This is a genomic window from Ruminiclostridium josui JCM 17888 (genome assembly GCF_000526495.1).
Taxonomy (GTDB): Bacteria; Bacillota; Clostridia; order Acetivibrionales; family DSM-1351; genus Ruminiclostridium; species Ruminiclostridium josui.
Map to the genome: position 1 here is coordinate 2182729 of NZ_JAGE01000001.1, position 14219 is coordinate 2196947.

The 14219-nt window shown below is 38.5% G+C and carries 8 protein-coding genes; all 8 read left to right on the forward strand.

Annotated elements, in window-relative coordinates:
* Positions 1-183: 183 nt before the first annotated feature.
* The 8 genes from rpoB to K412_RS0110175 all read left to right on the forward strand — a co-directional run bounded on the left by rpoB (position 184) and on the right by K412_RS0110175 (position 14044).
* A complete protein-coding gene (gene rpoB, locus K412_RS0110140; protein WP_024833005.1) occupies positions 184-3924 on the forward strand; it encodes a DNA-directed RNA polymerase subunit beta in 3741 nt (1246 codons plus the stop codon).
* Positions 3925-3940: 16 nt separating this feature from the next.
* Complete coding sequence (rpoC, locus tag K412_RS0110145) at positions 3941-7438, forward strand: DNA-directed RNA polymerase subunit beta' (RefSeq protein ID WP_024833006.1); 3498 nt, start codon at positions 3941-3943, stop codon at positions 7436-7438.
* A 217-nt stretch (positions 7439-7655) separates the two neighbouring features.
* Positions 7656-7898: a ribosomal L7Ae/L30e/S12e/Gadd45 family protein gene (locus K412_RS0110150; protein WP_024833007.1), complete on the forward strand. Its 243-nt coding sequence runs from the start codon at positions 7656-7658 to the stop codon at positions 7896-7898.
* Positions 7899-7976: 78 nt separating this feature from the next.
* On the forward strand, positions 7977-8402 hold the full coding sequence (gene rpsL, locus K412_RS0110155; protein ID WP_024833008.1) for a 30S ribosomal protein S12: 426 nt from the start codon (positions 7977-7979) through the stop codon (positions 8400-8402).
* Between the two features lie 226 nt (positions 8403-8628).
* Positions 8629-9099 (forward strand): 30S ribosomal protein S7, encoded by a 471-nt coding sequence (gene rpsG / locus K412_RS0110160; RefSeq protein WP_024833009.1) that lies wholly within the window; start codon positions 8629-8631, stop codon positions 9097-9099.
* Positions 9100-9155: 56 nt separating this feature from the next.
* A complete protein-coding gene (fusA, locus tag K412_RS0110165) occupies positions 9156-11237 on the forward strand; it encodes an elongation factor G (RefSeq protein ID WP_024833010.1) in 2082 nt (693 codons plus the stop codon).
* A 127-nt stretch (positions 11238-11364) separates the two neighbouring features.
* On the forward strand, positions 11365-12567 hold the full coding sequence (gene tuf / locus K412_RS0110170; protein WP_024833011.1) for an elongation factor Tu: 1203 nt from the start codon (positions 11365-11367) through the stop codon (positions 12565-12567).
* Positions 12568-12853: 286 nt separating this feature from the next.
* Positions 12854-14044, forward strand: coding sequence for an oxygen-binding di-iron domain-containing protein (locus K412_RS0110175; RefSeq protein WP_024833012.1), 1191 nt, complete (start codon positions 12854-12856; stop codon positions 14042-14044).
* The last annotated feature ends 175 nt before the right edge of the window (positions 14045-14219 follow it).

Sequence of the window (14219 nt, forward strand, 5' to 3'; positions counted from 1 at the left end):
AGAATTATATACAACGTTAGAAGCACCTGAAAAAATTACTAAACCATGCCCTAATAAATCTTTATTTAGTGATTAGTTGTAACTGCAGTTAATTTGATTTACGATTTCATATAATATAATTCTAATTATGTGAAATTTTAAAATATTCCTAATAAAGTCATAAGTTTATGAGGTGATATAAATATGGTACAACCCGTAAAATTGGGTAGAAACACCAGGATGAGTTATTCCAAAATGCGAGAAGTACTGGAAATGCCAAACTTGATAGAGGTTCAAAAAAACTCATATCAATGGTTTTTGGATGAAGGACTTCGTGAAGTTTTCAGAGATATCTCCCCGATAACAGATTACACTGGAAACTTGATATTGGATTTTGTGGATTATTCGCTTGATGATACGCCAAAGTATAGTGTCGAAGAATGTAAGGAAAGGGACACTACATACTCAGCCCCTCTCAAGGCGAAGGTAAGATTAATTAATAAGGAATCTGGAGAAGTAAAAGAGCAAGAGATCTTTATGGGTGATTTCCCTCTTATGACAGACACAGGAACCTTTATAATTAATGGTGCGGAGCGTGTAATTGTCAGCCAGTTGGTAAGATCACCTGGTATTTACTATTCAATGAAGTTTGACCGTGTAGGTAAAAAGCTATACTCAAACACTGTTATTCCTAACAGAGGGGCATGGCTTGAATACGAAACAGACTCAAACGATATACTTTCAGTCAGAATAGACAGGACAAGAAAATTGCCTCTAACTGTATTGCTTAGAGCATTAGGGTACGGTACTGACTTTGAAATTATGCAATTGTTGGGTGAGGACGAAAGACTTCTTGCAACAATACAAAAGGATAATGCAAAAACTACCGAAGAAGGATTACTTGAAATATACAAGAGATTAAGACCTGGAGAGCCACCTACAGTAGATAGTGCTAGGTCTCTGCTCAACAGTTTGTTTTTTGATCCAAAGAGATATGATCTTGCTAAGTTTGGTAGGTTTAAATTTAATAAAAAACTTGCAATATCTAATCTGATCAGCGGGCAAGTTGCAGCAGAAAATATCGTATCAGCCGAAACTGGCGAGATATTAGTAGCCGAAGGCGAATTAATTGAAAGAGAGAAGGCTGTAGAAGTTCAGAATTCCGGTGTAAATGTAGTATACCTGTCTGTTGAAGGTAAATCTATAAAAGTTATCGGAAACAATACTGTTGATATAAATGCCTTTGTTGATTTCGATGTATCTGATATAGGTATAACTGAAAAAGTACAGTATTCTGTATTAAAAGAAATTCTTGAAAATACAAGCGGAGAAGAGCAGATAAAGAAAGCTCTTAAAGAGAGAATTAACGATTTGATTCCTAAGCACATCACAATTGATGATATAATTTCAACTATAAATTATATTATTAATCTTGATTATGGAATCGGATCTATTGACGATATTGACCACTTGGGTAACAGAAGACTCCGTTCAGTGGGAGAGCTGCTTCAGAATCAGTTTAGAATAGGTCTCTCAAGAATGGAAAGAGTTGTTAGAGAGAGAATGACTATACAAGATATTGATATAGTTACTCCTCAAGCATTAATAAATATAAGACCGGTTGCAGCTGCTATAAAAGAATTCTTTGGAAGCAGCCAATTGTCACAGTTTATGGACCAGACAAATCCTCTTGCTGAATTGACTCACAAGAGAAGGCTTAGTGCGTTAGGACCTGGAGGTTTGAGCAGAGAGAGAGCCGGCTTTGAAGTCCGTGACGTTCACCATTCCCACTATGGTCGTATGTGTCCTATTGAGACACCTGAAGGTCCGAACATCGGTTTGATAGGTTCATTGAGTACCTATGCAAGAGTTAATGAGTACGGATTTATAGAAGCACCATACAGAAAAGTAGATAAGAAAAACAGAAGAGTTACAAATGAAATAGTATACCTTACGGCTGATGTAGAAGACCCATTCGTAATAGCTCAGGCAACAGAACCTCTTGACGAAGATGGTACTTTTATTTCAAAGAAGGTAATAGCTCGTTACAGACATGAAATATTAGAAGTTGAGAGCAATAGAATTGACTTCATGGATGTTTCACCAAAGCAGATGGTATCTGTTGCTACAGCCATGATTCCGTTCCTTGAAAATGATGACGCCAACCGTGCGCTGATGGGTTCTAACATGCAGCGTCAGGCTGTACCGTTAATCAAAGCTGATTCACCTATTGTAGGAACAGGTATTGAGTACAAGGCAGCAAGAGATTCAGGAGTTTGTGTTATTGCTAAAAATGCGGGTGTAGTAGATAAAGTATCTGCCAACGAAATAGTTATTAAGACCAACAGTGGACAAAAGGATACCTACAAGCTGCTGAAATATATGCGTTCAAACCAAGGAACTTGTTTGAATCAAAGACCTATTGTAAGAAAAGGTGAGATAATAGAAAAAGGTGACATTATTGCTGACGGACCGTCAACAGATAATGGAGAAATAGCTCTTGGAAGAAATATTCTCATAGGATTTATGACATGGGAAGGATACAACTACGAGGATGCTATTCTTATAAATGAAAAACTGGTTAAAGAAGATGTTTATACATCTATACACATAGAGGAATACGAAGCTGAGTCAAGAGACACTAAGCTGGGACCTGAAGAAATTACTAGGGATATTCCAAATGTCGGAGAGGAAGCACTTAAAGACCTTGATGACAGAGGAATTATCAGAATAGGTGCTGAGGTTCGTGCAGGAGATATCCTTGTTGGTAAAGTTACTCCAAAAGGAGAAACAGAGCTTACAGCGGAAGAACGTCTGCTTAGAGCAATCTTTGGAGAAAAAGCAAGAGAAGTTCGTGATACATCTTTGAGAGTACCACATGGAGAATCCGGTATTATTGTCGACGTTAAGGTGTTTACTAGAGAGAACGGGGATGAACTTCCGCCTGGAGTAAATCAGCTTGTTAGATGTTATATTGCACAGAAGAGAAAGATTTCTGTGGGCGATAAGATGGCAGGAAGACACGGTAATAAGGGTGTTATTTCAAGAATATTACCTGAGGAAGATATGCCATTCTTACCTGACGGTACTCCATTGGAGATAGTTTTAAATCCTCTGGGCGTTCCTTCACGTATGAATATCGGTCAGGTGCTTGAAGTGCATTTGGGATTTGCGGCAAAAGCATTGGGCTGGAAAATTGCAACTCCTGTATTTGATGGTGCAACAGAGGAAGACATCAGGGAGACTCTTATTCAAGCAGGAAAAGACCCAGATGGTAAAACAATACTTTATGATGGAAGAACTGGTGAACCATTTGATAACAGGGTAACAGTAGGATATATGTACTATCTGAAACTGGCTCACTTGGTTGATGATAAGATACATGCCCGTTCTACTGGACCATACTCACTTGTTACGCAGCAGCCACTTGGCGGTAAGGCTCAGTTCGGTGGTCAGAGATTCGGAGAAATGGAAGTTTGGGCTCTTGAAGCATACGGAGCTGCTTATACATTGCAAGAAATACTTACAGTTAAGTCTGATGACGTTGTAGGTAGGGTTAAGACATACGAATCAATAGTTAAGGGCGAGAATGTTCCTGAACCTGGAATTCCTGAGTCCTTCAAGGTTCTTATAAAAGAGCTTCAGAGTTTGGCACTTGATGTAAAGGTATACTCTGAAGAACAGGAAGAAATTGCTATAAAAGAGTATGTTGAAGATGATCTTGAAGATTTGAATGTTAACATCGAAGGCAGAGAAGATGAAGTAATTCTGACAAATGATTTTGACAATGAATTGAGAGACGATGTTCTTGAAGAAGAACTGGATATTGATGATCTTGATATTGGGTCAATCAGTACCGGTGATAATCTTGAAGAAGAATTGACTGATGAATTATTTGCTGATGATGATCTAAGCGATGACTTTGAAGACGACGAAGATTTTTAAGGAAGGGAGATAAGCTATGTTTGAACTGAACAATTTTGATTCTATTAAAATAGGATTAGCTTCTCCGGAAAAGGTCAGAGAATGGTCAAAAGGTGAAGTAAAAAAGCCTGAAACTATAAATTACAGAACTTTAAAGCCTGAAAGAGACGGGTTGTTCTGTGAAAGGATTTTTGGTCCTCAAAAGGACTGGGAATGTCATTGCGGTAAATACAAAAGAATCAGATACAAGGGAATAGTTTGTGACCGTTGTGGTGTTGAAGTTACAAGGTCAAAGGTAAGAAGAGAAAGAATGGGACATATCGAGCTTGCTGCTCCCGTTTCCCATATATGGTATTTTAAGGGAATACCAAGCAGAATGGGCTTGATTCTTGATATGTCACCAAGATCCCTTGAAAAAATACTGTATTTTGCATCATATGTTGTTATTGACCCAGGTCAAACTCCATTGTCCAAAAAACAAGTATTGACAGAAAAGGAATACAGAGACAGTGTAGATAAGTTTGGAATGAATTTCAGAGCCGCTATGGGAGCTGAAGCTATAAAGGAATTACTTGTTGAGATAGATCTTGAAAGTCTTTCCAAGGAGTTAAGAGCTGAGCTGGCTGAGTCTACAGGACAAAAGAGAATCAGAGCAGTTAAAAGACTTGAGGTTGTTGAGGCTTTCAGACTTTCAGGTAACCGTCCAGAATGGATGATTCTTGATGTTGTTCCTGTTATTCCACCCGAACTCAGACCAATGGTTCAGTTAGATGGAGGAAGATTTGCAACATCTGACTTGAATGACCTGTACAGAAGAGTTATAAATAGAAATAATAGATTGAAAAGACTCCTTGATTTAGGAGCTCCTGACATAATCGTAAGAAATGAAAAGCGTATGCTGCAAGAAGCAGTAGATGCATTGATAGATAACGGAAGAAGAGGGCGTCCTGTAACAGGACCTGGAAACAGACCTCTTAAATCACTTTCAGATATGCTTAAAGGTAAGCAGGGCCGTTTCCGTCAGAACCTTCTTGGTAAGCGTGTTGACTACTCAGGACGTTCAGTTATCGTTGTAGGCCCTGACTTGAAGATATTCCAGTGTGGTCTTCCAAAAGAGATGGCATTGGAATTGTTTAAGCCATTCGTAATGAAGAAGCTTGTTAATGATGGATTGGCACACAATATAAAAAGCGCAAAGAGAATGGTTGAAAGAGTAAGAAATGAAGTATGGGACGTTCTTGAAGAAGTAATAAAAGAGCATCCTGTGCTACTCAACCGTGCTCCTACACTTCACAGACTCGGTATACAGGCATTTGAACCTGTACTGGTTGAAGGAAGAGCTTTGAAACTTCATCCATTGGTATGTTCGGCGTATAATGCTGACTTTGATGGTGACCAGATGGCGGTTCACGTTCCTTTATCAGCAGAAGCACAGTCAGAGGCAAGATTCCTGATGTTGTCGGCAAATAACCTGTTGGCTCCTAAGGACGGTAAACCTATTACAGTACCTACACAGGATATGGTCTTAGGTAGTTATTATCTTACAATAGAAAAACCAAATGAGCCCGGAGACGGAAAAGTATTCTGTGATATGGACGAAGTTCTTATGGCATATCAGGAAGGTGTGCTTGGACTCCATGCTCAGATAAAGGTAAGAGTAGAAAAAGAGATAAATGGTGTAAAGAAGAGAAAAATTATCTCATGTACACCTGGTAGACTTATTTTCAATGAAGCTATTCCACAGGATCTTGGTTTTGTAGACAGAAGTGATGAGAACAATCTATTTGACCTTGAAATCAATTTCCTTGTAGGTAAAAAAGAGCTTGGAAAAATTATTGACAAATGTATAAGGGTGCATGGAACTACCAAAACAGCCGTTATACTTGATAAAATAAAAGCATTGGGCTTTAAGTACTCCACAAGGGGTGCTATTACAATCAGTGTATCCGATATGGTAATACCTGAGATAAAGAAGCAATATCTGCAGGAAACTGAAAACACTATTGACAATATTGTTAAGCAGTATAAGAGAGGACTTATTTCAGATGAAGAAAGATATAATTCTGTAATAAGTGCTTGGACAGAAACCGGTGAAAATATCACTAAAGCCCTTATTGATAACCTTGATAGATTCAATCCTGTGTACATGATGTCACAGTCAGGAGCGAGAGGTAATATCAATCAGATTAAACAGCTTGCAGGTATGAGAGGTTTGATGGCGGATACATCCGGTAAGACCATTGAGATACCGATTAAGTCAAACTTCCGTGAAGGACTTAACGTTTTGGAATTCTTTATTTCAACTCACGGAGCCAGAAAAGGTTTGGCCGATACTGCACTTAGAACTGCTGACTCAGGTTATCTTACAAGACGTCTTGTTGACGTAAGTCAGGATGTAATAGTAAGAGAACTTGACTGCGGTACTGATAAGGGTATTGAAGTTTATGATATCAAGGATGGCGGCGAAATAATTGAACCGTTATCTGAGAGACTTATTGGAAGATATTTAGTCGAAGATATGTACGATGCTAATACAAATGAACTAATAGCATCAAAAGACGAGGCTATTGATGAGAAGAAAGCTTCTTTAATAGCTAAATCAGGTGTTAAGAAGGTAAAAATCAGATCAGTGCTTACTTGTCATTCAGAGGTTGGAGTATGTGCCAAGTGTTATGGTGCTAATCTGGCAACAGGCGATGCAGTAAATGTTGGTGAAGCAGTTGGTATAATAGCCGCACAGTCAATTGGTGAACCTGGTACACAGTTGACAATGAGAACCTTCCATACTGGTGGTGTTGCCGGTGATGATATTACACAGGGTCTCCCTCGTGTAGAGGAATTGTTTGAAGCCAGAAAGCCAAAGGGACTTGCAATTATATCTGAAATAGCAGGTAACGTTAAACTTTCAGAATCCAAGAAGAAGAGAGAAGTAATTATTACTTCCGAAGACGGTGAATCAAAATCCTATCAGATACCATATGGTTCAAGAATCAAGGTATATGACGGAGATGTTGTTGAAGCCGGAGATGAATTAACCGAGGGTTCCGTAAATCCTCATGATATCCTCAAAATTAAGGGTATAAAAGGTGTTCAAGCTTATCTACTCCAGGAAGTTCAGAGAGTTTATAGAATGCAGGGTGTTGATATCAACGATAAGCATATAGAAGTAATTGTAAGGCAGATGATGAGAAAAGTTAAGATTGAAGATGCAGGAGATACATGTTTACTCCCAGGAGGGCTTGTTGATATATTCGAGTTTGAAAAAGAAAATCAAAAAGCTATTGATGCAGGTCTTACTCCCGCAACTGGTGAGCGTACTCTTCTAGGTATAACAAAGGCTTCACTTGCTACGGATTCATTCCTGTCAGCCGCTTCTTTCCAAGAAACTACAAGAGTTCTTACAGAAGCTGCAATTAAGGGAAAGATTGATCCTCTCGTAGGATTAAAGGAAAATGTTATCATTGGTAAGCTTATACCTGCAGGTACCGGTATGAGTCGTTACAAGGATATAAGTATTAGCAGTGTAATTGAATAGCGTTTATACAATGTAAAGTTTTGGGGCGGTCATGTTATTATGACCGCCTTAATATTAATAAAAGTGAGTGACTGATACAAATTCTGTATGCTTGACAAAAGATAATACAGAGTGATAAAATAATTCAGTGCATTAATTTTGTGCATTTTTTTGTGTGCAAATTCAGCATACTTATAATTAATATAAAAGAGAAAACCACAATTGGAGGACTAGAGAATTGTTGGATGATCTTAAACACTGTAAAAAGGCGGTTGGTGTCAAGCAATCCACCAAAGCCGTAGAAAACGGTGTCGCGTCAAATGTTATAATTGCGAGGGATTGTGAGCAGAGGGTCGTAAGAGGAATTATTGCGCTTTGTGAGGAAAAATCAGTTCCTATAACATATGTTGATTCAATGAAACAACTGGGAAAGGCTTGTGGAATTGACGTTGACGCTGCAGTTGCATGCATTTTAAAGTAGCTTATATTTATTTATTCTTACTAATTGGTAAGGTATATATAAAATATATAATTATTACCTTTGAAAGGAGGTGTACTAATGCCAACATTTAATCAGCTGGTTAGAAAGGGCAGAAAAGTTATTGAAAAGAAATCAACTGCTCCAGCTCTCCAGAAGGGATTTAACTCAAAGAAGAAAAAGCCTACTGATGTAAGCAGCCCTCAAAAAAGAGGTGTTTGTACTGTTGTAAAGACTTCTACACCAAAGAAGCCTAACTCAGCACTTCGTAAAGTTGCCAGAGTTCGTCTTACAAATGGTATAGAAGTAACTGCATATATTCCTGGAATAGGACATAACCTACAGGAGCATAGCGTTGTTCTTATCAGAGGTGGAAGAGTTAAAGACTTGCCTGGTGTAAGGTACCATATTGTTAGAGGTACTCTTGACACTGCCGGAGTTGCCAAAAGAATGCAGGGCCGTTCAAAATACGGTGCAAAGCGTCCTAAGGCAGGTGCCGCTAAATAGTAAAAACACAGCGTGCTGACAAATTTAAAATGTTAGGTGCTTAGTACGTGATTATATATATTTTGTATAAGAGAAAATAGGTTTTTAATAAAATTATCTATAATCTGTTAAACTAGTAAGGTATATTAATGTACTTGCGCTGACGACGGTTTAAACCACGAGTACCTGTGATACTTTCTATGGGTTATATCCCATATCAAATGTTATCATAAAGGAGGGAAGTAAGGTGCCAAGAAAAGGTCATATTTCAAAAAGAGATGTTTTACCTGATCCAATGTATGGAAGCAAAACGGTTACTAAACTGATTAACAACGTAATGTATGATGGTAAAAAAGGTATTGCTCAGCAGATATGCTACGATGCTTTTGATATTATCAGAGAAAAAACCGGCAGAGATCCATTGGAAGTATTCGAAGAAGCCATGGCAAACATTATGCCAGTTCTCGAAGTAAAGGCTAGAAGAGTTGGTGGAGCGACATATCAGGTTCCTATGGAAGTTAGACCTGAAAGAAGACAAACTCTGGGCTTGAGATGGCTTGTTGATTATTCTCGCAAAAGAGGCGAGCGTACTATGAGGGAAAGACTTTCAGGAGAAATACTTGACGCTATCAACAATATGGGTGGAGCTTACAAGAAGAAGGAAGATACCCATAAGATGGCTGAAGCTAACAGAGCATTTGCTCATTATAGATGGTAATAATATAAATGGATTGATACTTTATCAATCCGAACTATCGTGAAAGGAGGGTAATCATGCCCAGGCAATTTGATTTGGAACACACTAGAAATATCGGTATAATGGCTCATATTGATGCTGGTAAGACAACAACAACTGAGCGTATACTGTTTTATACAGGAAAAGTTCACAAAATCGGCGAAGTTCATGAAGGTGCTGCTACTATGGACTGGATGGAGCAGGAGCAGGAGAGAGGTATAACTATCACTTCTGCGGCTACTACCGCACAGTGGAAGGGTAACAGAATAAACATTATTGACACGCCGGGGCACGTTGACTTCACTGTTGAAGTTGAAAGATCTCTTCGTGTACTCGATGGTTCGGTGACGGTTTTCTGTGCAAAGGGCGGTGTTGAACCTCAATCTGAAACAGTTTGGAGACAGGCTGATAAGTATGGAGTTCCCCGTATGGCATATGTAAATAAAATGGATATAATGGGAGCTGATTTTTACAATGTAATTTCTATGATGAAAGAGAGATTGCAGTGTAATGCAGTACCTATACAATTACCAATAGGCAGTGAAGATAGCTTTATTGGTATGGTTGATTTGGTTACTATGACTGCTCATATATTTAAAGATGATTTAGGTCAAGTAGTTGAAGATCAGCCTATCCCTGACGATATGATTGAGATTTCAAAGAAATATCGTGAAATATTACTGGAATCAGTTGCTGAACAAGATGAAGAGACTATGATGAAATACCTTGAAGGTGAGGAACTCACTGTTGAGGAAATAAAGGCCGGGATCAGAAAGGCTACTATTGCTGTTAAAATGATACCCGTAGTCTGTGGTTCATCATACAGAAATAAAGGCGTACAACAGATGCTTGATGCAGTTGTTGATTATATGCCATCACCAGTTGATATCCCTGCAATAAAGGGTATTTCAATGGACGGTGACGAAGAGATTGAAAGACCTGCAGATGACAATGGTCCATTTGCAGCACTTGCGTTTAAGATTATGAGTGACCCATATGTTGGTAAACTCTGCTTCTTTAGAGTATACTCAGGAACATTGAACTCAGGTTCTTACGTTCTTAACTCTACAAAGAATAAGAGAGAAAGAATCGGAAGAATTCTTCAGATGCATGCAAATCATAGAGAAGAAATACAGATAGTTTACTCAGGAGATATTGCAGCTGCTGTTGGTCTTAAAGATACAACAACAGGAGATACTCTTTGCGAAGAAAACAATCCTGTAATTCTTGAATCAATGGAATTCCCTGAGCCTGTTATAGAAGTTGCCATAGAACCTAAAACTAAGGCAGGACAGGAAAAGATGGGTATCGCTCTCCAGAAGCTGGCTGAAGAAGATCCTACATTTAGAGTTCACACTGACCCTGAAACCGGACAAACTATTATCGGTGGTATGGGAGAACTTCATCTTGATATTATCGTTGATAGAATGTTGAGAGAATTCAAGGTTGAAGCTAATGTTGGTAACCCACAGGTTTCTTACAAAGAAACTATTCGTAAGGCTGTTAAGTCTGAAATGAAATATGCTAGACAGTCAGGTGGTAAAGGTCAATATGGTCACTGCGTAATCGAAATTGAACCAAGAGAACCAGGTTCCGGTTATGAATTCGTAAATAAGATTACTGGTGGTGCTATTCCTAAGGAATACATCGGTCCAATAGACGCAGGTATTCAGGAAGCTATGAATTCAGGTGTTCTTGCTGGATATAACGTTGTTGACGTTAGAGTTACTCTTGTTGATGGTTCATACCATGAAGTCGATTCATCTGAAATGGCGTTTAAGATTGCTGGTTCAATGGCATTCAAGGATGGTTGCAGAAAAGCAAATCCTGTTCTCCTTGAACCAATCATGAGAGTTGACGTTAGCGTTCCTGAGGAATACATGGGAGACGTTATGGGAGGCCTTAACGCAAGAAGAGGACGTATCGAAGGTATGGAAGCACGTGGCGGAGCTCAGAACATAAGAGCAATGGTTCCACTATCCGAGATGTTCGGATATGCTACTGCACTTCGTTCCTCAACACAGGGAAGAGGTACATTCTCCATGCAGACAAGCCACTTCGAAGAAGTGCCTAAGAGTATTCAGGAGAAGGTTGTTTCCAGCAGAAGCAGTGCCGAGTAATCATATAGTTGGTTAATTGCAAGAGTAAACTTTATAGTGAAGCACTGTAAAGTTTACTCCTGTTAAATAAAGTAAATGAGTATAAAATTAGCGCACAGCGCTTTAATGAAAGGACGGAGATTTTAAAATGGCTAAGGCTAAATTCGAAAGAAACAAACCCCACGTTAATATCGGAACAATCGGTCACGTTGACCATGGTAAGACTTCTTTAACAGCTGCTATCACTAAGGTTCTTGGATTCCTCGGAAGAGCTGAATACAAGGCATATGACCAAATTGATGCTGCTCCAGAAGAAAGAGAAAGAGGAATTACAATCAATACTGCTCACGTTGAGTATGAAACTGAAACAAGACACTACGCTCACGTTGACTGCCCAGGCCATGCTGACTATGTTAAGAACATGATCACTGGTGCTGCTCAGATGGACGGTGCTATCCTTGTTGTTTCTGCTGCTGATGGCCCAATGCCTCAGACAAGAGAACACATTCTTCTTTCACACCAGGTTGGTGTTCCTTACATCATCGTATTCTTGAACAAGTGCGATATGGTTGATGATGAAGAACTTATCGAATTGGTTGAAATGGAAGTTAGAGAACTGTTGAATTCATATGAATTCCCAGGTGATGATACTCCAATCATCAGAGGTTCAGCTCTCGTTGCACTCGAATGTAATTCAACTGATATAAACGCTCCTGAGTATGCTCCAATCGTTGAGCTTATGGCAGAGGTTGACAAGTATATCCCAACTCCTCAAAGAGCTACTGACAAGCCATTTATCATGCCTGTAGAAGATGTTTTCTCAATCACAGGTCGTGGTACTGTTGCTACTGGTAGAGTTGAGAAGGGTGTTGTTAAGGTTGGAGACGAAGTTGAAATCGTTGGTTTGATGGATGCTCCAAAGAAGACTGTTGTTACTGGTGTTGAAATGTTCAGAAAGCTTCTTGATCAAGCTGAAGCTGGTGATAACATAGGTGCACTTTTAAGAGGTATTCAGAGAAACGAAATCGAAAGAGGCCAGGTTCTCGCTAAGCCAGGTTCAATTAAACCTCACACTTACTTCGAAGGACAGGTTTACGTTTTGACTGCTGCTGAAGGTGGAAGACATAAGCCATTCTTCAATGGTTACAGACCACAGTTCTATTTCAGAACAACTGACGTTACAGGTGTTATTGAAATTCCAGAAGGAACAGAAATGGTTATGCCTGGTGACCACATCACTATGAAGATCAAATTGATCACTCCTATCGCTATGGAAGAAGGACTCAAGTTCGCTATCCGTGAAGGTGGTAGAACAGTTGGTGCTGGTAACGTTTCAAAGATTATCGAATAATTTTTGATTATTAAATAAAAGAGCATTGCAGACTTTATATAAGTTTGCAGTGCTTTTTTTAACAGAGAGGAAATAAAAAATTAAAAGTTGCATAAACTAAACGAAAATATTATAAATATGTACACCAATATTTGATGTATACATATTTAGCAGCTAAAGGATAATAGGTATATCAAATTTGTTGTTTAACTATCATAATTAGCGGGTATTTAAATATCGTATTATTTTATAAAAATAAACTTATGGCTAAAATTAAATACTCAACTGAAAGGACGGTAATAAATAGATGATAGAAATCAAGAAGAATATATACTGGTGTGGAATAAGAGACTGGGGCCTAAGTGTTTTTCATGGACATGAGCTGTCAACTCATAGGGGATCTTCATACAATTCATATATTATAAGAGATGAAAAGACAGTACTTATTGATACTGTTTGGGATCCGTACAAGGAGCAATTTGTAGAGGACTTGGACAAGAGTGTAGGACTGTCAAATATAGATGCAATTGTTATTAACCACGTTGAGCCTGACCATGGAGGAAGTCTCGGGCTTTTGATGAGCAAAATTCCAAATACTCCTATTTATTGTACAAAAAACGGTTCTGAAATTATTAAAAAGTATTTTGGACAAGATTGGAATTTTAAAATTGTAAAAACCGGAGATACTCTGGACTTAGGAGAATATAAGCTGAATTTTGTTGACATGCAGATGATCCATTGGCCTGACAGTATGCTTGAGTATGTTGAAGGCGCCAAATTAGTTATATCCAATGACGCTTTTGGTCAACACTATTGCGGAACCGCTATGTTCAATGATCAGGTTGATACCTGTGAGCTTTATCAGGAAGCAATAAAGTATTATGCGAATATTCTTACTCCTTTCAGGCCTCTTATAAAGAAAAAAATAGAGCAAATATCCTCTTTAAATCTTGATATTGACATGATTGCACCTAGCCATGGTGTTATTTGGAGAGATAATCCATCCCAGATTATCACAAAATATGCTGAGTGGGCTGACCCTAGCTATAATGAAGGGTATGCAGCAATTATTTACGATACAATGTACCATACTACCAGGGCCATGGCTGAAGCAATAGGACGAGGCTTTGAAGAAGAAGGAATAAGCTACAGAATAATCAATGCTGCTACAAGAGACAAGAGTGATTTAAATGTTGAGATTTTTAAGGCAAATGCCGTTATCATAGGAAGTTGTACTGTTAACAATACTGTTACAAGACCAATAGCAGCATTGTTGGAGGAAATTAAGTCATTAAAATTTAAGGATAAGCTTGCTGCAGGATTCGGCTCATATGGCTGGAGCGGTGAGGCACACAAGAAAATAAGTAAAGATCTTGGTGACGCAGGTTTAACCATTTGTGCGGAACCACTGGGCTTTAGATACAAACTATCAGGGCCGGAAGTTGAGCAGTGTGTAGAAATGGGACGCAACATTGCCAGACAGCTTAAAGCAAAATAATATTATAAAGTAGATTTTTCGTGCTTTTTTTAACAAAATGCTACTTACAATTATCATAAATATGTTATAATAAATGCTGGTATTTTGAATATTTATCTTCGAATACCAGCTTTTGTTTTGCTTCTCTGTATGTAGAAACAGAAGTACATAATATTATAGAGGCAGTAGCCTCAAA